The organism is Pseudomonas sp. BAY1663 (assembly GCF_000582595.1).
GTDB classification, from domain to species: domain Bacteria; phylum Pseudomonadota; class Gammaproteobacteria; order Pseudomonadales; family Pseudomonadaceae; genus Stutzerimonas; species Stutzerimonas stutzeri_AF.
The window spans coordinates 1-22,433 of the sequence record NZ_AZSV01000072.1; the positions used below are offsets into that span (position 1 = coordinate 1).

The following is a 22,433-nucleotide window of genomic DNA, read 5'->3' on the forward strand; positions in this document are numbered from 1 at the left end:
AACGATGGACGGGGCCGCCGAGGTAGGGACGTCCCATCGTGACGGCCCCCGGAGCGGCATCGGAACGAGGGGAGTCTGGCCGCGCAGCGGACAGACCCGGATGTCGGGTGCCCTTCTTCTTTGCTTACTTTCTCGGCGAGCAACGAGATACGGAGCGTAGCGGAGTAACAGCCGCAGGCTGGCCCGAAGGGCGAGTGAAGCGAGTCAAGTGACTCGGCCGGGGGGCCGAAACCAGAAGTGTCAGCACACTCGGTAAGCGCCCTGATCACCAAGGCGCAAGCCCAAACCAAATGGCAGCAACACCCAAACTTGCCAGTCCGGTGTCAATTCTTGCTTCCCCAAGAAAGCGCGATGAACCTTTTTTACGCCACGCTCCACTGCTCGGCCTATGCCGTACGTGCCACCAGGCGTGCCTGGCGCAGACGGAAGCAAAGCCAGAGGAATCCAATCCAGAGCGGAATGGCGAACACCGACATGCGAATACCGGGAATCCACAGCATGATGACCAGGATCCCAGTCACGAAGGCCAAGCACAGGTAGTTGCTCAAGGGAAACCAGAACGCCTTGAAGCTCGGCTCCACGCCCTGGCGCTGCATCGCCCTGCGGAACTTCAGGTGGGCCAGGCTGATCATCGCCCAGTTGATCACCAGCGCCGCCACCACCAGCGACATCAGCAGCTCCAGCGCGTCACGCGGCAGCAGATAGTTCACCACCACGCACAGCAGCGTCACCAGCGCCGACACGCCGATGGCCAGCACCGGCACGCCGCGGCGGTTCACCTTCATCAGCCCGCGCGGCGCGTCGCCCTGCTCGGCCAGGCCGTAGAGCATGCGGCTGTTGCAATACACGCCGCTGTTGTACACCGACAACGCCGCGGTGAGGACGACGAAGTTGAGCAGGTGCGCCGCCGTATCGCTGCCGATCAGCGAGAATATCTGCACGAAGGGGCTTCCGCTGTAGGGGTCGCCGGCCGCACCCAGGGTCTGCAACAGCGCATCCCACGGGTAGAGCGCCAGCAGCACGGTCAGCGCGCCGATGTAGAAGATCAGGATGCGGTAGACCACCTGGTTGATCGCCCTTGGAATCACCGTCTTCGGATCGGCCGCTTCCGCCGCCGTGATGCCGACCAGCTCCAGGCCGCCGAACGAGAACATGATGATCGCCAGCGCCATCACCATCCCGCTGAAGCCGTTGGGGAAGAAACCGCCGTGGCTCCATAGGTTGCTGATGCTCGCCTGTTCGCCTCCATGGCCGCTGAACAGCAGGAACAACCCCAGCAGGATCATGCCGATGATGGCCGCCACCTTGATGATGGCGAACCAGAACTCGGTTTCACCGAAGGCCTTCACATTGCTGAGGTTGATCAGGTTGATGAGCACGAAGAACGCCGCCGCCGTGGCCCAGGTGGGAATCTCCGGCCACCAGAACTGCACGTACTTGCCGACCGCGGTCAGCTCGGCCATGCCCACCAGCACGTAGAGCACCCAGTAGTTCCAGCCCGACAGGAAGCCCGCATAGCTGCCCCAGTACTGGTGTGCGAAGTGGCTGAAGGAACCGGCGACCGGCTCCTCGACGATCATCTCGCCGAGCTGGCGCATGATCAGGAAGGCGATGAAGCCACCGATGGCATAGCCGAGGATCATCGAGGGCCCGGCGCTTTTCAGCACCCCGGCCGAACCCAGGAACAGACCGGTGCCGATGGCGCCACCCAGGGCGATCAACTGGATATGGCGGTTCTTCAGGCCACGCTGGAGCGGGCCGGTGTGCAGCGTGTCGCGGGTCATTACATCACCTTGCAGGTCTATGCGACGGGGTAAGACCACGTGCCTGAACACGTGGGATGGACAATCGGTGCGCTCCGGCCCGGATCATGCCCGGCAAATCATCGACACCACCTGCCGAGCGGGCCAGGAGCGATCAGCCGGCCACTCTCGCCAATGGGAACAACCGCTTGAAGTTGCCGGTCGTCTGCTCGGCCAGTTCCTCGAGGGCGACGCCGCGCAGATCGGCGAGGAACTCGGCCACTTCGCGCACGTATTGCGGAAGGTTCGCCTTGCCACGGTACGGGATCGGCGCCAGGTAGGGCGAGTCGGTCTCGACCAGCAGACGGTCGGCCGGAACCTGGCGGGCGACCTCGCGCAAGGCGTCGGCATTGCGAAAGGTCACGATGCCGGAGAAGGAGATGTAAAAGCCGAGATCGAGCGCGGCCCTGGCCATGTCCCAGTCTTCGGTGAAGCAATGCAGCACACCGGCTTGCGGCAAAGCCGCCTCGCGCAGCAATGCCAGCGTGTCGCTGCGCGCCGCACGGGTATGGACGATCACCGGTTTGGCCGTCAGGCGGGCCGCCTCCAGATGCAGGCGGAAGGATTGCTGCTGCAGCTGCGCCGCCTCGGGCTCGTAATGGTAGTCCAGCCCGGTCTCGCCGATGGCCACGGCATGGGGATGCTGCAATTCGGCCAGCAGCCAGTCCAGCGCCGGCTGGCTGGTCGGCTCCAGGTCCAGCGGATGCACGCCGATCGAGCAATCGACATCGGCATAGCGCTCGCTCAGCGACTTGACCGCGGCGGCGTTGTCGGCGCTGACGCCGATGCACAGGAAATGCCCCACCCCCCGCATCCGGGCCGCATCGAGCGCCGCATCGAGCGAGCCGTCATGGGCCGTCAGGTCGAGTCGGTCGAGGTGACAGTGGGAATCTACCAACATGGAGGGCTGCTACTCGCCATCGCGAAAAAGGGGCGATTGTAGAGCAAAAGGCAGGAACCTGATAATCGCAACGGCGCGTAACGGGCCGCCGGCCTACATCGTATGGGTCGGCCGGTCCGATTTCAGCGCACCGGCCAGGTACGTCTCGATCTTGTTGCGCGCCGTGTTGTCGCCTTCGTTGAACTGCACGCCGATGCCGGCGGCGCGGCTGCCCTGGGCGCCCTTCGGCGTGATCCAGACCACCTTGCCGGCGACGGGGATCTTTTCCGGCTCGTCCATCAGGTTGAGCAGCATGAACACTTCGTCGCCCAGCTTGTAGCTCTTGTTGGTCGGAATGAACAACCCGCCGTGCTTGATGAAGGGCATGAACGCCGCATAGAGCACCGACTTGTCCTTGATGGTCAGGGACAGGATGCCGTTACGCGGACCGAGGTTTGCTGGCAGGCTCATGCGGTGTTCCTAGCGAAAAGTCTGCTCGATTCTAGCCCTTACCGGGCAGGCTTGCCCACTGCACCAGCAGCGCTTCGAGAAGCAAGACACGGTTGAGGTTGGCCTTGCCCAGCACTTTCTGCCGCTGTTCGAGCAGCCAGTCCTGCATGCCCAGGACCTTGTGCCGTGGCGCTTTCTGTGCCAGATACTGCACCACCTTCTGCATGTCCGCGGCGCCGAGCGCCGCTTCGTCGGAGGTCATCTGGTAGCGCAGGATCAGATGCGCCCATTCGCAGAACCAGTCGAACAGCAGGATCAGCGGCAGGGCATTCCAGCCCTCGGCCAACTGGCTGGGCGACTGCTGCTGTTTGTGCAGTTTCTTCACCCCTTCGACCACCAGCGCGCGCAGCTCCAGCACCTTCTGCTCGTGCAGCTTCAACGCAGCCAGCGGCGAGCCTGCGGCCAGGGTCAGCAGTTGTTCGCGCAACTCCGCTGCAACTTCCGGCAATTGCCCGGCGAGCCAGTCGAGACTCTGCTGGCGCCCCGGTAGCGGACAGGCCTGCTGCACGCAGCGGCTCTTGATGGTCGGCAGCAGGCGGCTGGGCTGGTGGCTGATGAGCAGCAGCACGGTATCACCGGAAGGCTCTTCGAGGCTCTTCAGCAGCGCATTGGCGGCATTCAGGTTCATCGCCTCGGCCGGCTCCAGCAGCACTACCTTGCGCCCGCCCAGTTGGGCGGTCTGGGTGACGAAGCCGACCAGGTCGCGAACCTGGTCGACCCGGATGGCCTTGTCCGCCTCCTCGGGTTCGAGAACGTAATGGTCCGGGTGCGTCTGCGCTGCCAGCAGTTGGCACGCCTTGCACTGTCCGCAGGCGGCGTTGCCCGACGGCCGCTGGCACAACAGCAGCGCCATCAGTTGCTCGGCCAGCAGGCGCTTGCCGATCCCGCCGGGGCCGTGCAGCAAATAGGCGTGTGCATGCTGCTGACGGCCCGCCAGCTGTTGCCAGAGATCGGCCTGCCAGGGGAGGACGTCAGCCATGCAGGCGCTCCAGCAATTCCGGGATCAGCGCCTCGATATCCTGCTGCACCGCCGCCAGCGGCTGGCCGGCATCGAGGATGCGGTAGCGTGCCGGTGCAGCCTGGGCACGCTCCAGATAGGCGCGGCGGACGGCCTCGAAGAAGCGCATGCCCTCCTGCTCGAATCGATCCAGCCGGCCCCGCGCCGCTGCGCGGGCCAGTCCCACGTCGACCGGCAGGTCGAAGATCAGCGTCAGGTCCGGGCGCAGGTCGCCCTGGACGAAGGTTTCCAGTTGCGCGATCCGCTCCAGCGAGAGGCCGCGGCCACCGCCCTGGTAGGCATAGGTGGCATCGGTGAAACGATCGCAGAGCACCACCGCGCCGCGCGCCAGCGCCGGCCGGATGACCTGCGCCAGATGCTGGGCGCGGGCGGCGAAGACCAGCAACAGTTCGGTATCCACGGCCATGGGTTCGTCGGCCGGGGTCAGCAGCAGCTCGCGAATGCGCTCGGCCAGCGGCGTCCCGCCCGGCTCGCGCGTCAGCACGACGTCCAGCCCGCGCGCACGCAGACGCCCGGCGAGATACTCGCGGTTGGTGCTCTTGCCCGCGCCTTCGGGCCCTTCCAGGGTGATGAAGAGTCCGTTCATTGGGCATTCTCGCTGGTTGCCGGGGGCGCTTGCCGCGGCGGGGGGCTGGAGCGGTAGTCCACGCGCCGCTTGAGCTGGTACTGGCGCACCGCGCGGTTGTGCTCGTCGAGGGTGTCGCTGAATACGTGGCTGCCATCGCCACGGGCGACGAAATAGAGGCTCTTGCCGGCGACCGGATGCAGCGCCGCATGAATCGCCTCGCGCCCGACCATGGCGATCGGCGTCGGCGGCAGTCCGGCGCTGGTGTAGGTGTTGTAGGGCGTCGGCGTACGCAAGTCGCTGCGCGAAATTCGTCCGCGATAGGCTTCGCCCATCCCGTAGATCACGGTCGGATCGGTCTGCAGCAACATGCCCCGCTCGAGCCGGCGGACGAAGACCCCGGCGATCTCGCCACGCTCGCCGGGCACACCGGTTTCCTTCTCGATGATCGAGGCCATGATCAATGCCTGGTAGGCGTCCTTGTAGGGCAAGCCTTCCCCACGCTGCTGCCATTCCTCGTCGAGCACCTGCTCCAGCCGCGCGAAGGCCCGCTTGAGCAGGTCGAGGTCGCTGGTGCCACGGGTGAAGCGATAGGTATCGGGGAAGAAGCGCCCCTCGGGATGCAGTTCGGGCTGCCCGAGGCGCGCCATGACTTCCTGATCGGATAAGCCGACCAACGTCTGCTGCAGTTTGGGCTGGTTCTCCAGGGCGGCACGCAACTGGCGGAAATTCCAACCCTCGACCAACGTCAGGCCGTACTGCACGACCTCGCCACGCTGCCACAGGCCGATCATGTCTCGCACCTTCATCCCCGGCGCCAGGCTGTATTCGCCGCTATGCAGGCTGAGCCCGGACAGGTTCAAACGCCAGTAGAGGCGCAACCAAAAGGAACCCGTCAATGTTCCCTGGCTTTCGAGGCGCTGGAATACACCGCTGGGCGTATCGCCCGGCCGCACGTCGAGCAGCTGCGTCTCGGCCACGATCAGCGGCTGCTCCAGCGCAGCGTACTGCTTCCAGGCGACAAGCCCCAGCGTGATGAACGCCAGCAGCATGAGCGCCAGCAGCAGAATGAACAGTTTACGAATCACGAATTACTCAACAGATCGGCGACAACGGATTGCAGTTTACGGGTCAGCGCACCGACCGGCCAGGCGCGCTCGGCCAGGCCGATCACGGGCCAGACGCCATAGAGGCTATTACAGACGAATACTTCATCCGCGCGCAGCAGCTCGTCGTAGGCAATGTCGCACTCGACAACCGGAATCGTCAGCCGTGAAGCCTGGGCGATGATCTCCGCACGCATCACACCGGCCACGCCGCAGCGCTGCAGCGAGGCGGTACGCAACTCGCCATCGGCAACCAGGAACAGGTTGCTGAACACGCCCTCGACCACCCGGCCGGACATGTCGCGCATCAGCCCCTCGGCATAGCGCGAATCCTGCCATTCGGCCCGCGCCAGAACCTGCTCGAGGCGGTTGAGATGCTTGATACCGGCCAGCAGCGGCTGCTCGGCCAGGCGTGTAGCACAAGGAAAGAGCCGCACTCCCGATTCGGCATGCTGCGCCGGATAGCCCGGCAAGGCCGAACCCAGCAGCAATCGCCGCGGCTGGCAGGGTTGCGGCGGTGCGTAGCCACGCTGCCCGGTGCCGCGCGTGAGGATCAACTTGGCTACACCCTGCCGGAGGTCCCGGCAAAAAGGCACAAGCTCCCCGCGCAACAGCTCTAGATCGATGGGTATGGCGAGGCGCCGGCAGCCTTCGTCCAGCCGTTGCAGGTGCCGTTCGAACAGCAACGGTCGGCCATCTACGACCCGGATCGTTTCGAACAGGCCGTCGCCATAGGCCAGTCCGCGGTCATGAACGGGCAACCCGTCGTCGGGTTGCCCATCCAGCCAGCTCGATATCACTCGGCGAACCGACGGAACACCAGCGAGCCGTTGGTGCCGCCAAAGCCGAAGGAATTGGAGATCGCAACGTCGATCGGCCTCGACTTGGCCTGATGCGGCACGAAATCGAGATCGCAACCTTCGTCCGGCTCGTCCAGGTTGATGGTCGGCGGCGCCACCTGGTCGCGAATCGCCAGCACGCTGAAGATCGCCTCGACTGCGCCGGCGGCGCCGAGCAGGTGGCCGACCATCGATTTGGTCGAGCTCACCGACAGCTCATAGGCATGGTCGCCGAACACATTGTGAATCGCCGCGGCCTCGGCCTTGTCGCCCGCCGGCGTGGAAGTACCGTGCGCATTGATGTACTGCACCTGGTCGGCATTCAGCCGGGCATCCTTCAGCGCATTGCGGATGCAGCGCGCCGCGCCCGCCCCGTCATCCGGCGGCGAGGTCATATGGAAGGCATCGGCGCTCATGCCGAAACCGATCAGCTCGGCATAGATGTGCGCGCCACGCGCCTTGGCATGCTCCAGCTCTTCGAGCACCAGCGCGCCGGCACCGTCGGACAACACGAACCCATCGCGCCCCTTGTCCCAGGGACGGCTGGCACCGGCCGGGTCGTCATTGCGCGTGGAGAGGGCCCGTGCTGCAGCGAAGCCACCGATGCCGAGGCCGCTGGCGGCCATTTCGGAACCGCCGGCGATCATCACGTCGGCCTCGCCATAGGCAATGTTGCGTGCAGCCATGCCGATGCAGTGCGTGCCGGTGGTGCAGGCGGTGGCGATGGCATAGTTGGGGCCCTGCAATCCCAGGTGGATCGACAGGAAGCCGGACACCATATTGATGATGGAGCCAGGCACGAAGAACGGCGAAATACGCCGCGGGCCCTGCTCGATCAGCGCCTTGCAGCTGTTCTCGATATTGGTCAGCCCGCCGATACCGGAGCCCATGGCCACCCCGATGCGCTCACGGTTGGCATCGGTGATCTCCAGGCCCGAATCGCGCACCGCCTGGAAGCTGGCGGCGAGGCCGTATTGAATGAACAGATCGAGCTTGCGCGCTTCTTTTGCGGGCAGATACTGCTCGACCTCGAAACCCTTGATCGACCCGCCAAAACGAGTGGAGTAGGCGGAAAGATCCATGTGTTCGATCAGGCCGATACCACTGCGGCCGGCCAGAATGCCTTGCCAGCTGCTCGGCACATCGTTACCCAGTGGCGATAGCATGCCCATCCCGGTGACCACGACGCGTCTACGCGACACAGCAATTACTCCTATACCTAAACGTACTTGGCTCGATTCCCATCGACCGACTCTTGCCGAGACAGGAACAGTCCTCGGTTCAGCTGCATGAAAGCTAGGTGACCGGGATGATTCCCTCTCTAAAGAAAAACCGCACTACCCCGTTCAAGGCAGTGCGGCTTTCCTGGTTCCGAAGCGGATTACAACTTATTGCGCGTGCGCGTTGATGTAATCGATGGCTTCCTGAACGGTGGTGATCTTCTCAGCTTGCTCGTCCGGGATTTCGGTCTCGAATTCCTCTTCCAGAGCCATCACCAGCTCGACGGTGTCAAGAGAGTCGGCACCCAGGTCTTCGACGAAGGAAGCGCTGTTGGTTACTTCCTCTTCTTTAACGCCAAGTTGCTCGGCAACGATTTTCTTGACGCGTTCTTCGATGGTGCTCATACCTTGTTTTCACTCCTATGGAAAAATCAGGCAGCTGGTCTGCGCGGTAGTGTATAGAAAGCGTTTTCCGCATTTCAAGTTGAAAGCAGGCAAGCATGAACCCGCTTCCAACCATCTGTCTATAAACCGGCTGCGGTTTTATAGCTAATTTAAGGCAGCCCTTATGACTGCCCTCCTGCGTTTGGCGTCACATTCAGCTCATGTACATGCCGCCATTCACCGGAACCGTGGCCCCGGTGACATAGGCAGCGCCGTCCGAAGCCAGGAAAGCGACGACCTTGGCAATTTCTTCGGCCTGACCGAGACGCCCCAGGGGAATCTGCCCCAGGAGAGCGTCACGCTGGGCTTCCGGCAACTCGCGAGTCATGTCGGTATCGATGAAACCCGGCGCCACGGCATTCACCGTGATGCCACGCGAGCCGACCTCACGAGCCAATGCACGACTGAAACCCTCCAGACCGGCCTTGGCTGCGGCGTAGTTTACCTGCCCGGCGTTGCCCATGGCACCAACCACCGAACCAATGTTGATGATTCGCCCCCAGCGGGCCTTGGTCATGCCGCGCAGCACCGCCTTGGACAGGCGATACAGGCTGTTGAGATTGGTGTTGATGACGTCGTACCACTCGTCATCCTTCATCCGCAGCATCAGGTTGTCGCGGGTGATACCGGCATTGTTGACCAGGATGGCCGGCTGCCCGAGATGTTGCTGGATATGTTCCAGCGTGCTGCTGACCGACTCGTCATTGCCCACGTCGAGCACCAGGCCGGCACCTTCGATACCGTTGCTTTTCAGCGTCTCGGCGATGCGTTCGGCACCTGCCGGGCTGGTTGCCGTGCCGATGACGATTGCGCCCTGACGGCCCAGCTCGAGGGCAATGGCCTGCCCGATGCCGCGGCTCGCGCCGGTTACCAGCGCCACCTTGCCTTGCAAATTCATAGCGTTCTCCTTGTTCAAGCCAGCGCAGCGCGAGTCGCCGCGAAGGCTTCGGGGGTATCGAGATTGTAGGTGCTGACGCCCTTGACGCAGCGCTTGTTCAGCCCCGACAGGACCTTGCCGGGACCGCATTCGACCAGGCCCGTGACACCACGCCCGCCCAGAGCGACCATGGATTCGACCCAGCGCACCGGGCTGTAGAGCTGCGCCAGCAAGTCGCGCTTGAGGGTATCCAGATCCGCGACCACCGCCGCACTGACGTTCTGCACCAGCGGAATCTGCGGGGCTTGCCAGGCGATGGCCTCCACCGACGCGGCAAAACGCTCCGCGGCCGGACGCATCAGATCGCAGTGGGAGGGTACGCTGACCGGCAGCGCCATGGCGCGCTTGGCGCCCTTGGCCTTGCACGCCTCGATGGCACGCTCGACGGCCGCCGCGCTGCCGGCGATCACCACCTGGCCCGGCGCGTTGAAATTGACCGCGCTGACCACCTCACCCTGCGCGGATTCGGCGCAGGCCGCCAGCACGTCGGCATCGTCCAGGCCAAGAATGGCCGCCATGCCGCCCTGCCCGGCCGGCACCGCCTGCTGCATCAGCTGGCCACGCAGCTCGACCAGCTTGACCGCATCGGCGAACGACAGGCTGCCGGCTGCCACCAGGGCCGAATATTCACCGAGACTGTGACCGGCGACGAACGCGGGCCGCGCGCCCCCCTCAGCCGCCCACAAACGCCACAGCGCAATGGAAGCGGCCAGAATGGCCGGCTGGGTCTTGTCGGTCTGGTTCAATTGCTCTTCGGGACCCTGCTGGGTCAGCGCCCAGAGATCGTAGCCCAGCGCCGAGGACGCCTCGGCGAAAGTGTCGAGGATCACGCGCTGCTGGGCGCCATGCTCGGCGAGCATGCCGAGGGACTGCGAGCCCTGGCCGGGAAAGACGAAAGCGAATGATGCAGACATGAAACGGCTCTCTTATGGTTCTGTTCGTCTTGAAGAACACGCCCGCGAGCGGACGCACCGAATTTCAGTTGGATGGCGGGCCATCCGCGGCAGTCACATCATCCGCCACTCCGGATAGCCGCCCCTCCGACAGGAAGCGCTCCAGCCTGCCGTGAAGCTGTCCAGGCAGATCATGCTCGACATCTTCGGCAGCCCGCCGGACCGCCGACCTGAAACCCTCCTTTCCGGCGCTGCCGTGGCTTTTGACCACGATCCCCTGGAGCCCGAGAAAGCTGGCGCCATTGTACTGAGCCGGATTGAGGTCCGCGCGCAGCCGCCGCAGCAGCGGCAGCGCCAGGGCGCCCACCAGCCGCGCGCCCAGCGAGCGCCTGAACAGCGCCTCGACCCGCGCCACCAGCATCTCGGCCAGCCCCTCGCTGGATTTGAGCAACACGTTGCCGACGAAGCCATCGCACACGACGACATCGGCCTCGCCACGGTAGAACCCGTCGCCCTCGATGAAGCCCTGGTAATTGAGATCACCGGCCTGCTGCAGGAGGCTCGCCGCCAGTTTCACCTGCTGGTTGCCCTTGATCTCTTCCGTGCCGACATTCAGCAAGGCGACCCGCGGTCGAGCCACCCCCAGGGACTCGACCACCACCGCCCCCATTACCGCGAACTGATAGAGCTGCTCGGCAGTACAGTCGACATTCGCCCCCAGATCCAGCAGCAGACAAGGCTTGCCTTGGGTGGGAAGCGCCGTGGCCATGGCCGGCCGATCGATTCCCGGCAGGGTTTTCAGCACTTGCCGCGCCAGCGCCATGAGCGCGCCCGTATTGCCGGCGCTGACGCAGGCGTGTGCATCGCCGTCGCGCACCAGCTCGAGCGCGACACGCATGGAGGAACGCGACTTACTGCGCAAGGCTTGCGTGGGGCGCTCGTCCATGCCGATCGTTTCAGGCGCATCGACGATGCGCAGGCGCGAGCGATCGAGCCGCGGATACCGGGCGGCGAGCTGTTCGAGCAGGGAGGATTGGCCGACGAGGACCAGATGCAGCGAGGGATTTTCAGCCAGGCAGGACAGACTGGCCGGAACAATGCAGCGGGGACCGAAGTCCCCACCCATTGCGTCGATCGCGATGACCGGAGCGGACAAGGATTACTCGTCAGCGCCCTTGTCGACCACTTTGCGACCACGGTAGAAACCGTCCGGGGAAACGTGGTGACGCAGGTGAACTTCACCAGTGCTCTTTTCCACGGACAGGGCGTTCGCCTCGAGGGCATCGTGGGAACGACGCATGTCGCGGGCGGAACGGGATTTTTTGTTCTGCTGAACAGCCATTTGGATCAACTCCTAAACGTTTGGGTCACGCTTTAACTGCGCCAGTACGCTGAACGGGTTGGACCGCGTTACCTCGTCCTCACTCGGCTCAGGCTCATCTGGCCCAACCGGCGGCTGGCAAATTTCAGGGTCATGGAGTGGAACAATCGGCAGAGCGAGCAACAGCTCGTCTTCGACCAGCGCCAGCAGATCCAGAGGATCCTCTCCCACTTCCAGCACGTCGTACCCATTGGGCAGGTGCTGGCTGTTCGCCCCCTCATTCACAACCGCGTAATCGCATTCACTGTGAATCGGCAGAACAACCGGCTCCAGACAACGCTGGCAAATCATCTTGACCTCAACATCGAGCCGGCTGTGGATCACCACAGTACGCTGCTCGTCGCGCCCGAAGTCAAAACTGGCGCGCACCACACCCTGATCGCTCTCGAGAGGATCAGTGAGCCGCTCGAGCTGTGACAGCTGCAGCTCACCCTCGAGGGTGGCCGCCCGGTCAGCGAGCTTGCGCGGATCAACGTGCGGAGGTATCGGTCCTTTCAACATAAGCGCGGCATTCTAGGGACGCGTCCGCGGCCTGTCAAAGGAATTCCGCCCCGCCTCATCGTCGAACGCATACAATTTCACACCTATATATAAAGGAGGAATCATGCGCCGCCTGCTTCTCGCATCCAGTTCACGCTACCGCCAGGAACTGCTCTCGCGCCTGCATCTGCCGTTCGACAGCTGCGCACCGCAGATCGACGAAACCCCGCTGCCTGGCGAAGACGCCGAGCGACTGGTGCGCCGACTTGCCGAAAGCAAGGCCTGGGCACTGGCCGAACGCTATCCGGACCACCTGATCATCGGCTCCGACCAGGCCGCCGTACTCGGCGACAGCATCCTCGGCAAACCGCACACCTTCGAGCGCGCGAAGCAGCAACTGCGGGCCGCCAGCGGCACCAGCGTGAGTTTCCTCACCGGACTGGCCTTGCTGGACAGCGGCAGCGGCCGCATCCAGGTCGACTGCATCCCTTTTACCGTGCATTTTCGCGAACTGGACGACAGCCGCATCGAGCGCTACCTGGAACTCGAACAGCCCTACGACTGCGCCGGCAGTTTCAAGGCCGAAGGTCTGGGCATCAGCCTGTTCCGCGCCACCGAGGGCGAGGACGTCACCAGCCTGGTGGGCCTGCCGCTGATCCGCCTGGTGGACATGCTGCTCAACGAAGGTGTCGAGATCCCCTGACCGACCCGGTTATCGCAGCGCCGGCCCCTGCAGCCCGGACCAGAGCGCCAGGCGCTCGGCGACACCGGCCCCCAGCTTCTTGGTGAAACGATCGAGCGGCGATTCCTTGACCGTGAAGTCGACGATCTCCGGCTCGCCGATCACCTCACGGGCAACATGCGCGGTACCGCCCAGTCCATCGATCAGCCCCAGCTCCAGCGCCTGCTCGCCCGACCAGACCAGCCCGGAGAACAACTCCGGATGCTCGGCATCCTGCAGCCGGTCGCCACGCCCGCGCTTGACGCTGTCGATGAACTGCCGGTGCGTGGTGGCCAGCACATTGCGCCAGAATTCGGTTTCCTCGGGCTTCTCCGGCTGGAACGGATCGAGGAAGGCCTTGTGCTCGCCAGCGGTATACACCCGGCGCTCGACCCCGAGTTTTGCCATGCTGTCGACGAAGCCGAACGTCGCTGCCGTTACGCCGATGGAGCCCACCAGGCTGGATTTGTCCGCATAGATCTCGTCCGCGGCACTGGCGATATAGTAGGCCCCCGAGGCACCGAGATCGGTAATCACCGCATAGACCTTGATCGCCGGGTATTCGCCACGCAGGCGCCGGATCTCGTCGTAGATATAGCCGGACTGGACCGGGCTGCCACCAGGGCTGTTGATCCTGAGAACCACGCCCTTGGTATTGGCATCCTCGAATGCCGCCCGCAAGGCCCCGACCACGTTATCGGCACTGGCCGATTCCTCGTCGGCGATCATTCCGCGCACATTGATCACCGCCGTGTGGCTTTCCGAGGCGGACTTGCCCTTGCCCAGTTGCAGCGCAGGAGAGAACAGCGCCAGCGCACCGAACAGGTAGATGAATGTCAGCAGCTTGAAGAATATTCCCCAGCGTCTCGCACGCCGCTGCTCCTGAATACCGGCGAGCAGGGTCTTCTCCAGCAGCTTCCAGCTGTTGCGGTCCGCCTTGCCCTCGTCCACCGGCGCTTTCCATTCATCCGACATATGCATTCACCTCAGAACCAGCCGTGGAGCGCAACCAGGTGCCGAGCTCCGCAAAACGATTGATCGCCATCCGTGGACGGCATTGCCGCAGAACCTCCAGCGGCTGCGCGCCGTAAGCGACGGCCACGCTGTCCATGCCCGCGCGATGCGCCATCTGCAGATCGAACACCGAGTCGCCGATCATCAGCGCCTGCTCCGGACGCTTGCCGCAGTAGGCGAGAATCTCATGGAGCATCAGCGGGTCCGGCTTGCTCGCGGTTTCGTCCGCGCAGCGGGTGATATCGAAGAAATCCTCCCAGCCTTGCCCCGCCAGCACACGGTCCAGGCCGCGCCGACCCTTGCCGGTCGCGACCGCCAGCAGGTAACCCGCATCCCGGAACCCTTGCAGCGCCTGCGCAACGCCCGGATACAGCGCCGACGGCTGCGTCTCCAGCGCCAGGTAATGCTCGACGTAATGCTGGCGGAAGGCTTCCACCCGCGCAGCATCGGCCATCTGCGGATACAGCACGGCGATGGCCTCGGGCAAGGCCAGGCCGATGATGCCCTTGATCGCCGCATCGTCGCGCTGCGGCAGATCGCAACTCTGTGCGGCGACACGAATCGATTCGACGATGCGCGCGATGGAATCGACCAGCGTACCGTCCCAGTCGAATATCAGAACCTCGTACTTATTCACCCAACCGCTCCAGCGTCCGCGCCCAGACCTCATCGACCGGCGCCTCCAGCGACAGTTCGCCGCCATCGGGCAGCGGCACCCTCAAGGCATAGGCATGCAGGAACAGGCGCTTACCGCCGAGCTCACGGATCTCGCGAGTGAAATCCTCATCGCCATACTTGCTGTCGCCGGCGATGCAGTGCCCGGCATGCCGCGCATGCACACGGATCTGGTGTGTCCGCCCGGTTACCGGCTTCGCCTCGACCAGGGTGGCGAAATCGCCGAAACGCCGCAGCACACGAAACAGCGTCAACGCCTCCTTGCCATCCTCGGCGACTTCGACCATGCGCTCACCGGAACGCAGCGTATTCTTCAACAGCGGCGCATTCACCTGCTTCTTCGATGTCTCCCAACGCCCGCGCACCAGCGCCATGTAGCGCTTGTCCACGCCATCGCCACGCAACGCCTGGTGCAGATGACGCAGCATGCTGCGCTTCTTGGCGATCATCAGCAGACCGGAGGTGTCGCGATCCAGGCGATGGACCAGTTCAAGCTCCTTGGCATCCGGGCGCAACTGCCGCAACGCCTCGATGACCCCGTAGCTGAGTCCGCTGCCGCCATGCACCGCGATGCCGGCCGGCTTGTTCAGTACGATGAGCGCCTTGTCCTCATAGACGATGGCCTGTTCCAGCCGCTCGAGCAGCCCCTGCGCCAGCGGCTCTGGCTCATCGCGCTCAGCCAGGCGCAACGGCGGAACCCGCACCAGATCACCGGCCTGCAGCTTGTATTCAGGCTTGATCCGGCCCTTGTTCACCCGCACCTCGCCTTTGCGCAGGATGCGATAGATCAGCGTCTTGGGAACGCCTCTGAGCTGGGTACGAAGGAAATTGTCGATGCGCTGGCCGGCAAGTTCCGGCGCGACCTCGAGTATTTGCACACCGGAGGTCTGGGAGGGGGTATTGGTCATCGCGGCATCATACCAATTTTCATGGAATTGAAGCACTTAAACATTGCTGTTATAGTCGCGAACGCCGCCAAAAGCGGCCAGGTCCAGGGAGGCCAGTGATATCGCCGACCCTGACCGGCAAAAATGTTCGAGGACGTGAGGCCGTCCGACGGAGCTTCCCTCAAGTAGCGGTGAAGCTGCGAAACAAGCCTTGAAGACATGATGCGTGCCCCCATTGGGGAATCGCGATAATCGACAACCCGCTCCCCGGATTCTGCGAGCGGCACCCGATTTTCAAAGTATGCGTGTTGGGTGGAGATGCACAGAGCATCGGATTGCGTAGCAAAGGCTTTCACAGACGCGTCATTCCGTCCGCTACCGATGCCTGATTCCTCCTCCCGAACCATTGCTGCTGTTCCGACAGCAAGCAGGAGACGTCGTCGCGACGCCGGCCCATCTGGCCGCACATCGCTGGACACTGGAGTGCCTTACAACCATTCCTGACTCACCTGACACCGACCGCGAGAGTCGTGTGTGCCGAACGCCGTTTCCGGATGCCACGGAAACCGACGGTACTACATGAAAAGAATGCTAATTAACGCAACTCAGCCTGAAGAGTTGCGTGTCGCACTGGTCGACGGCCAACGCCTGTTCGACCTGGACATCGAATCGGGAGCCCGCGAGCAGAAGAAGGCCAACATCTACAAAGGCAAGATCACCCGCGTCGAGCCCAGCCTCGAAGCCGCCTTCGTCGACTTCGGCGCCGAGCGCCACGGCTTCCTCCCGCTCAAGGAAATCTCCCGCGAATACTTCAGCAAGGCCCCCGAAGGCCGCGTGAACATCAAGGATGTCCTGCGCGAAGGCCAGGAAGTCATCGTTCAGGTCGAGAAGGAAGAACGCGGCAACAAGGGCGCCGCCCTGACCACCTTCATCAGCCTCGCCGGGCGCTACCTGGTGCTGATGCCCAACAATCCCCGCGCCGGCGGCATCTCCCGCCGCATCGAAGGCGAAGAGCGCAACGAACTGCGCGAAGCCCTCAACGGCATCAACGTCCCTGCCGACATGGGCCTGATCGTTCGCACCGCCGGCCTCGGCCGCTCCAGCGAAGAACTGCAATGGGACCTGGACTACCTGCTGCAGCTGTGGACCGCGGTCAAGGAGGCCTCGCAGGATCGCGCCGCACCCTTCCTGATCTACCAGGAATCCAACGTTATCATCCGCGCCATCCGCGACTACCTGCGCCAGGACATCGGCGAGGTACTGATCGACAGCGTCGAGGCCCAGGACGAGGCACTGAGCTTCATCCAGCAGGTGATGCCGCAGTACGCCAGCAAGATCAAGCTCTACGAGGACAGCGTGCCGCTGTTCAACCGCTTCCAGATCGAAAGCCAGATCGAGACCGCCTTCCAGCGTGAAGTGAAGCTGCCGTCCGGCGGCTCCATCGTCATCGACCCGACCGAAGCGCTGGTGTCCATCGACATCAACTCGGCGCGCGCCACCAAGGGCGGCGACATCGAGGAAACCGCACTGCAGACCAACCTGGAAGCGGCCGAGGAAATCGCCCGCCAGCTGCGCCTGCGCGACATCGGCGGCCTGATCGTCATCGACTTCATCGACATGACCCCGGCGAAGAACCAGCGCGCCGTCGAAGAGAAGATGCGCGAAGCGCTGGAAGCCGACCGCGCGCGCATCCAGGTCGGTCGCATCTCGCGCTTCGGCCTGCTGGAGATGTCCCGCCAGCGTCTGCGTCCGTCCCTGGGCGAAACCAGCGGCATCGTCTGCCCGCGTTGCAACGGCCAGGGCATCATCCGCGACGTCGAGTCGCTGTCGCTGGCAATCCTGCGCCTGATCGAGGAAGAAGCGCTCAAGGACCGCACCGCCGAAGTACGCGCCCGCGTGCCCTTCCAGGTCGCCGCCTTCCTGCTCAACGAGAAGCGCAACGCCATCACCAAGATCGAGCTGCGCACCCGTGCACGCATCTTCATCCTGCCGGACGATCACCTGGAGACGCCGCACTTCGAAGTCCAGCGCCTGCGCGACGACAGCCCGGACATCATTGCCGGCCAGGCCAGCTACGAGATGAGCCAGAGCGAAGCCGAAGAAGCCCAGCCGATCAGCTCCACGCGCACCCTGGTGCGTCAGGAGGCAGCGGTCAAGACCGCGCCCCAGCGCACCGCGCCGACCCCGGTCGCTGCGGCACCCGCCGAAGCACCCGCTGCCGCCGCCCAGGAGCCCAGCCTGTTCAAGGGTCTGATCAAGTCGCTGGTCGGTCTGTTCGCCGGCAAGGCGGAAGAGCAGCCTGCCGCTCAGGTCGAGAAGAAGCCCGCCGCCCAGCGCCCGCAGCGCAACGACGAGCGTCGCAGCGGTCGCCAGCAGAACCGCCGTCGCGACTCGCGCAGCAACCGTGACGAAGAGCGCAAGCCGCGTGAGGAGCGTCAACCCCGCGAAGAGCGCCAGCCACGTCCACCGCGTGAAGAGCGCAAGCCGCGCGAACAGGCTGAAGCCGGCGAAGCCCAGCCACGCCGCGAGCGCGCTCCGCGCGAGGAACGCAAGCCACGCGAGGAACGCAAGCGTGAATTGCGCGCGCCGCTCGACGAAGCGCCAGCCGTTGCAGCCGTTGCAGCCGTAGCGACCGGCGAAGAGCAGGCAGAACGCCAGCCACGCGCGCCGCGCGAAGAGCGCAAGCCGCGCGCCGAGCAGGTTCCGATGCCCAGCGACGAGCTGCTGCAACAAGGCGAAGAAGCCGTCGAGGAAAACCAGGACGGCAATGACAGCGGCGAAGGCAGCGAAGGCGAGCGCCCCCGCCGCCGTTCCCGTGGCCAACGTCGTCGCAGCAACCGCCGCGAGCGCCAGCGCGATGCCAATGGCAACGAGATCGAGGAAGTGGACGAAGGCAACACCCCGGTGAAGACCGAGGAAATTGCCATCGCCGCCACTGCCGCCGCCCTGGCTGCCAATACCGCCGATACCGAAGTCGCTCAGCCGCAGCAGCCAGCCGATACCGCTCCGGCGCCTGTCAGCGCCGAAATCGTCGAAGTTGTCGCCGAGGAAGCGCCGACTGCCGTAGAGGTCGTCGAGGAGCCGATAGCACCGAAGGCTGTAGTCGAACCCGCAATGCAGCAGGTCGAAGCCGCACCGGGCGCTGTCCAGGAAACCGCCCTGGCCGACGAAGCCCCGGCGCCCGCCCCGGAACCGGTAATCGAAAAAATCGAAGCGACCCCGGTATCGGCACTCACCCCGAGCGGCCGTGCACCCAACGATCCGCGCGAAGTCCGTCGCCGTCAGCGCGAAGCCGAGCGCCTGGCCAGGGAGGCCGCCGAAGCCGAGGCCAAGGCTGCAGCAGAGCAGCCGCTGACCAGCCCCGAGATCGTCGCCAGTGAGCCGGTGAGCGAAGCGCAACCCGAGCAAGTGGCTGAAGCGGGCATCGTCGAGAGCGTCCAGCAGCCGAGCGAGCCGAGCACCGAGCAGGAGGCACTGCCGCAGGAGCAGCCGACCGCAGCCGTCGAACCACAGGCGCAGCCGGAGCAGCCGCCGCTCGAAGCCATCGAGCCCCAGGAGCAGCCGGACAGCAATGAGGAAGCGCCCCAGCAAGCGCCTCGTGAACCGGAAGGCAGCGAGCCGGACACTCGGGAAAAGCCTCAGAGCTGATTCCGGGCGGTAAGCCTGAGAAAGGGATGCTTCGGCATCCCTTTCTTTTTGGCTCAATTACGTGTTGTTCGAAGCGCGAAGCGGTTCTGGATATCCGTAGGGGCCATGCCCGCGAAGCTTTTGCGCGCTGAATATTCACGGGCATGGACTCGGCCCCGCCCTCTCCTACAGAAATACGCCCATCCACAACCGCCGGCTCAGACGACATAGCCTTCTTTTGGCCGCCGATGGAGTTTCAGGCAGCGCGCAGATCGTCGGGGTACGCAGCTTGAGGAGCAAAGCGACGAAGCCCAATGCGTTCATGCCGATCCCTGTTGGGCTTCGCTGCGCTCAGCACCAACCTACCGCGCCCGATCGCCCGATCGCCCGAACGCATGCCCTTGCCCCCCCTGGAAATCGCCACGATAGACGAAGGCAGCGATTGCCATTAGCCAGTCAGCATCGGACCATTACGCCTTGCAGATCAGGCAAGGGAGCCGGAATGAACCTGTCGTTGATGAACCGTTATGCCTTCTTCACCCTCTGCGTACTGTTCACCCTGCTCAGCCTGCCGTGGCTGGAACACGTGTGGCCCATCAGCCTGGCCACGGCGGCACTCAGCGCCGTCGGCATCAACGATCTGCTCCAGCGCAAACAGGCGGTTCGCCGCAACTATCCGATCCTCGGCAACATCCGCTACCTGATAGAAACCATCCGCCCGGAAATACGCCAGTACCTGCTGGAGAACGACAGCGATCCGCTGCCCTTCTCCCGCGCGCAGCGCTCGCTGGTCTATGCCCGCGCCAAGAACCAGGTCGCCGACAAGGCCTTCGGTACGCTGACCGACGTCTACGGCACCGGCTTCGAATTCATCGGCCACTCGATCAGCACCGCGCCCCACGCCGACCCGCAGGGCTTTCGCATCACCATCGGCGGGCCGCAGTGCCGGCAGCCCTATTCGGCCTCGATCTTCAACATCTCGGCCATGAGCTTCGGCTCGCTCAGCGCCAATGCCATCCGCGCCCTCAATCGTGGCGCGAAGATGGGCGGCTTCGCCCACGACACCGGCGAAGGCAGCATCAGCCGCTACCACCGCGAGTACGGCGGCGACCTGATCTGGGAGCTGGGCAGCGGCTATTTCGGCTGTCGCGACGAAGAGGGCCGTTTCGACCCACAGCGCTTCGCCCAGCAGGCGAGCCACCCGCAGGTGAAGATGATCGAGATAAAGCTCAGCCAGGGCGCCAAGCCCGGACACGGCGGCATCCTGCCCAAGCACAAGATCACCGCCGAGATCTCCGCGACCCGCGGCGTACCCATGGATCGCGACTGCGTATCGCCGGCCAGCCACAGCAGCTTCTCGACCCCCCTGGAGCTGCTCGATTTCATCGCCCGATTGCGTGAGCTGAGCGACGGCAAGCCGGTCGGCTTCAAGCTCTGCCTGGGCCACCCCTGGGAATTCATGGCCATCGCCAAGGCCATGCTGCAGAGCGGCATCCTGCCGGACTTCATCGTCGTCGATGGCAAGGAAGGCGGCACCGGCGCGGCGCCTCTGGAGTTCACCAACCATATCGGCGTGCCGCTGCGCGAAGGCCTGCTGTTCGTGCACAACACCCTGGTGGGGCTGAACCTGCGCGAGCACATCAAGCTCGGCGCCAGCGGCAAGATCGTCAGCGCCTTCGACATCGCCTGCGTGCTGGCCATCGGCGCCGACTGGGCCAACGCGGCGCGCGGCTTCATGTTCGCCATCGGCTGCATCCAGTCGCAGTCGTGCCATACCAACAAGTGCCCCACCGGCGTCGCCACCCAGGACCCACTGCGCCAGCGCGCCCTGGTGGTGCCGGACAAGGCCGAGCGGGTCTACAACTACCACCGCAACACGCTCCAGGCGCTCTCCGAGATGCTTGCCGCGGCCGGCCTCGAACACCCGCAACAACTCGAAGCCAAGCATCTGGTACGGCGCATGTCCGCCACCGAGATCAAGCTGTTCTCGCAGCTGCACACCTTTCTCGAGCCCGGCGTGCTGCTCAACGACGACGTGCAGGGTGAATTCTACCGGCGGATGTGGGACATGGCTCAGGCGGAGAGTTTCGCGCCCAGGCTCGACTGAACGTCAGAACACGTTCGGCTCGATCTCCAGCGATACACCGAAGCGCGCAAGGATATCCGCCTGGATACGCTGCGCCAGTTGCAGCAACTGGCTGCCGCTGGCCTGCCCGTGGTTGACCAGCACCAGCGCCTGCAGACGATGCACGCCGGCGTCGCCATCGCGGAAGCCTTTCCACCCGGCACGCTCGATCAGCCAGCCGGCCGCCAGCTTCACTTGCCCGTTACCCTGCGGATAGGCGACCAGATCGGGATAGCGCTCACGAAGCGCCTGCGCGGCGTCCTGGGACACCAGCGGGTTCTTGAAGAAACTGCCGGCGTTGCCCAGCTGGCGAGGGTCCGGCAGTTTCTCGCTGCGGATGGCGCAGACCGCGCGGCTGACATCCAGCGCGGTGGGCGTCGCGATCCCCTGCTCCGCCAGGCGCTGGCGGATCGGCCCGTATTCGAGGTGCAGGACCGCCTGGCGCCGCAGCGCGAAACGCACCCGCAGGATCAGGTAGCGCCCCGGCTGCCGCTTGAACAGGCTGTCGCGATAGCCGAACGCGCATTCGTCCAGCTCGAAATCACGCAACTGCCCGGTTTCGCTGTCCAGCGCGGTGAGCCCGGCGAAGACGTCCTTGAGCTCGACCCCATAGGCCCCGATGTTCTGGATCGGCGCAGCGCCCACCGTGCCCGGAATCAGGCTCAGGTTCTCCAGCCCGCAGAGCCCCTGTTCCAAGGTCCAGAGCACGAACGGATGCCAGGCCTCGCCGGCCTCCGCCTCGACCAGCACGCGACCGTCGCGCTCTTCCAGCAGGCACCGACCGCTGCTGGCCATGTGCAGCACCAGCGCAGCGACATCCTGCGTCAGCAGCAGGTTGCTGCCGCCACCGATGGGCAGCAGCGGCACATCGCGCCGCCGCGCCTGGGCAAGCGCTTCGCGGACGTCGGCATCGTCATGCGCGGTGGCGAAGAAAGCCGCGCGCTGCTCGACGGCGAAGGTATTGAACGGCTTGAGCGAGCGATTCGCTTCGATGATCAGGCTCACAGCCGCCCCTCGATTTCTTCGAGCAAGGCGTCGCATGCCCGCTCGATGAGATCCAGCACCGCCTCGAAGCCATCCTCGCCGCCATAGTAAGGGTCGGGCACGGCATCGCAGCCCAGGCCGTAGCGACGCAGCAGCAGGTCCAGCTCGGCGCCGCCCTGCTCGGGCTGCAGGGTGCGCAGCCGGGCGAGGTTGTCGTGGTCCATGGCCAGGATGAGGTCGAAGCGCTGGAAGTCTTCCCGCTGGACCTGGCGCGCCCGCAACGCGCCGAGCTCGTAGCCGCGCCGCCGCGCCGCACCGCCAGCGG

The 22,433-nt window shown here is 64.6% G+C and carries 22 protein-coding genes; 3 read left to right on the plus strand and 19 right to left on the minus strand.

The window, feature by feature from the left end; genetic code table 11:
* Window positions 1-386: 386 nt before the first annotated feature.
* The 14 genes from BAY1663_RS17345 to BAY1663_RS17410 form a co-directional block, all read right to left on the minus strand.
* Entirely contained in the window at window positions 387-1,784 is a 1,398-nt protein-coding gene (locus tag BAY1663_RS17345) for an amino acid permease (protein WP_037043109.1), read from the minus strand.
* 133 nt (window positions 1,785-1,917) lie between these two features.
* Complete coding sequence (locus BAY1663_RS17350; RefSeq protein ID WP_037043111.1) at window positions 1,918-2,703, minus strand: TatD family hydrolase; 786 nt, start codon at window positions 2,701-2,703, stop codon at window positions 1,918-1,920.
* 93 nt (window positions 2,704-2,796) lie between these two features.
* On the minus strand, window positions 2,797-3,153 hold the full coding sequence (locus tag BAY1663_RS17355; protein WP_037043113.1) for a PilZ domain-containing protein: 357 nt from the start codon (window positions 3,151-3,153) through the stop codon (window positions 2,797-2,799).
* Window positions 3,154-3,184: 31 nt separating this feature from the next.
* Complete coding sequence (locus BAY1663_RS17360) at window positions 3,185-4,171, minus strand: DNA polymerase III subunit delta' (protein ID WP_037043115.1); 987 nt, start codon at window positions 4,169-4,171, stop codon at window positions 3,185-3,187.
* Window positions 4,164-4,796: a dTMP kinase gene (gene tmk, locus BAY1663_RS17365; protein WP_037043117.1), complete on the minus strand. Its 633-nt coding sequence runs from the start codon at window positions 4,794-4,796 to the stop codon at window positions 4,164-4,166. Before tmk ends, BAY1663_RS17360 begins: the two co-directional genes overlap by 8 nt.
* Window positions 4,793-5,863 (minus strand): endolytic transglycosylase MltG, encoded by a 1,071-nt coding sequence (gene mltG, locus BAY1663_RS17370; RefSeq protein WP_037043119.1) that lies wholly within the window; start codon window positions 5,861-5,863, stop codon window positions 4,793-4,795. The genes tmk and mltG overlap by 4 nt, the downstream gene beginning before the upstream one ends.
* Complete coding sequence (gene pabC, locus BAY1663_RS17375; protein WP_037043156.1) at window positions 5,860-6,678, minus strand: aminodeoxychorismate lyase; 819 nt, start codon at window positions 6,676-6,678, stop codon at window positions 5,860-5,862. The genes mltG and pabC overlap by 4 nt, the downstream gene beginning before the upstream one ends.
* Complete coding sequence (gene fabF, locus BAY1663_RS17380) at window positions 6,678-7,922, minus strand: beta-ketoacyl-ACP synthase II (protein WP_037043122.1); 1,245 nt, start codon at window positions 7,920-7,922, stop codon at window positions 6,678-6,680. Before fabF ends, pabC begins: the two co-directional genes overlap by 1 nt.
* Window positions 7,923-8,108: 186 nt before the next feature.
* Complete coding sequence (gene acpP / locus BAY1663_RS17385) at window positions 8,109-8,345, minus strand: acyl carrier protein (RefSeq protein ID WP_003283670.1); 237 nt, start codon at window positions 8,343-8,345, stop codon at window positions 8,109-8,111.
* A 193-nt stretch (window positions 8,346-8,538) separates the two neighbouring features.
* Complete coding sequence (gene fabG / locus BAY1663_RS17390) at window positions 8,539-9,282, minus strand: 3-oxoacyl-ACP reductase FabG (protein WP_037043124.1); 744 nt, start codon at window positions 9,280-9,282, stop codon at window positions 8,539-8,541.
* Window positions 9,283-9,296: 14 nt separating this feature from the next.
* Window positions 9,297-10,235 carry an ACP S-malonyltransferase gene (gene fabD, locus BAY1663_RS17395; protein ID WP_037043126.1) on the minus strand — a complete coding sequence of 313 codons (939 nt, stop codon included), beginning with the start codon at window positions 10,233-10,235 and terminating at the stop codon, window positions 9,297-9,299.
* Window positions 10,236-10,299: 64 nt separating this feature from the next.
* Entirely contained in the window at window positions 10,300-11,370 is a 1,071-nt protein-coding gene (gene plsX, locus BAY1663_RS17400; RefSeq protein WP_037043128.1) for a phosphate acyltransferase PlsX, read from the minus strand.
* 3 nt (window positions 11,371-11,373) lie between these two features.
* Window positions 11,374-11,556, minus strand: coding sequence for a 50S ribosomal protein L32 (gene rpmF, locus BAY1663_RS17405; protein WP_037043129.1), 183 nt, complete (start codon window positions 11,554-11,556; stop codon window positions 11,374-11,376).
* A gap of 12 nt (window positions 11,557-11,568) precedes the next feature.
* Entirely contained in the window at window positions 11,569-12,096 is a 528-nt protein-coding gene (locus BAY1663_RS17410) for a YceD family protein (RefSeq protein WP_037043131.1), read from the minus strand.
* A 103-nt stretch (window positions 12,097-12,199) separates the two neighbouring features.
* Here BAY1663_RS17410 and BAY1663_RS17415 point away from each other — a divergent pair, with 103 nt between their 5' ends.
* Window positions 12,200-12,778, plus strand: coding sequence for a nucleoside triphosphate pyrophosphatase (locus BAY1663_RS17415; protein WP_037043133.1), 579 nt, complete (start codon window positions 12,200-12,202; stop codon window positions 12,776-12,778).
* A 9-nt stretch (window positions 12,779-12,787) separates the two neighbouring features.
* Here the strand turns inward: BAY1663_RS17415 and BAY1663_RS17420 are convergent, their stop codons facing one another.
* Genes BAY1663_RS17420 through rluC form a run of 3 tightly spaced genes read right to left on the minus strand, consistent with a single transcriptional unit; the run spans window position 12,788 to window position 15,393 of the window.
* The gene (locus BAY1663_RS17420; protein WP_037043135.1) at window positions 12,788-13,771 is read right to left on the minus strand and encodes a S49 family peptidase; all 984 of its coding nucleotides are present in this window, start codon (window positions 13,769-13,771) and stop codon (window positions 12,788-12,790) included.
* Window positions 13,761-14,447, minus strand: coding sequence for an HAD-IA family hydrolase (locus BAY1663_RS17425; RefSeq protein WP_037043137.1), 687 nt, complete (start codon window positions 14,445-14,447; stop codon window positions 13,761-13,763). Before BAY1663_RS17425 ends, BAY1663_RS17420 begins: the two co-directional genes overlap by 11 nt.
* Window positions 14,440-15,393: a 23S rRNA pseudouridine(955/2504/2580) synthase RluC gene (gene rluC / locus BAY1663_RS17430; protein WP_037043139.1), complete on the minus strand. Its 954-nt coding sequence runs from the start codon at window positions 15,391-15,393 to the stop codon at window positions 14,440-14,442. The genes BAY1663_RS17425 and rluC overlap by 8 nt, the downstream gene beginning before the upstream one ends.
* 558 nt (window positions 15,394-15,951) lie before the next feature.
* Here rluC and rne point away from each other — a divergent pair.
* Both rne and BAY1663_RS17440 read left to right on the plus strand, forming a co-directional pair.
* Complete coding sequence (rne, locus tag BAY1663_RS17435) at window positions 15,952-19,020, plus strand: ribonuclease E (protein WP_218186685.1); 3,069 nt, start codon at window positions 15,952-15,954, stop codon at window positions 19,018-19,020.
* A gap of 481 nt (window positions 19,021-19,501) precedes the next feature.
* Complete coding sequence (locus tag BAY1663_RS17440; protein WP_037043143.1) at window positions 19,502-21,106, plus strand: FMN-binding glutamate synthase family protein; 1,605 nt, start codon at window positions 19,502-19,504, stop codon at window positions 21,104-21,106.
* Window positions 21,107-21,109: 3 nt separating this feature from the next.
* Here the strand turns inward: BAY1663_RS17440 and murB are convergent, their stop codons facing one another.
* Window positions 21,110-22,129 (minus strand): UDP-N-acetylmuramate dehydrogenase, encoded by a 1,020-nt coding sequence (gene murB / locus BAY1663_RS17445; protein WP_037043152.1) that lies wholly within the window; start codon window positions 22,127-22,129, stop codon window positions 21,110-21,112.
* On the minus strand, window positions 22,126-22,433 hold a 308-nt coding region (locus BAY1663_RS17450; protein ID WP_037043154.1), incomplete at its 5' end, for a protein-tyrosine-phosphatase. The genes murB and BAY1663_RS17450, both read right to left, overlap by 4 nt.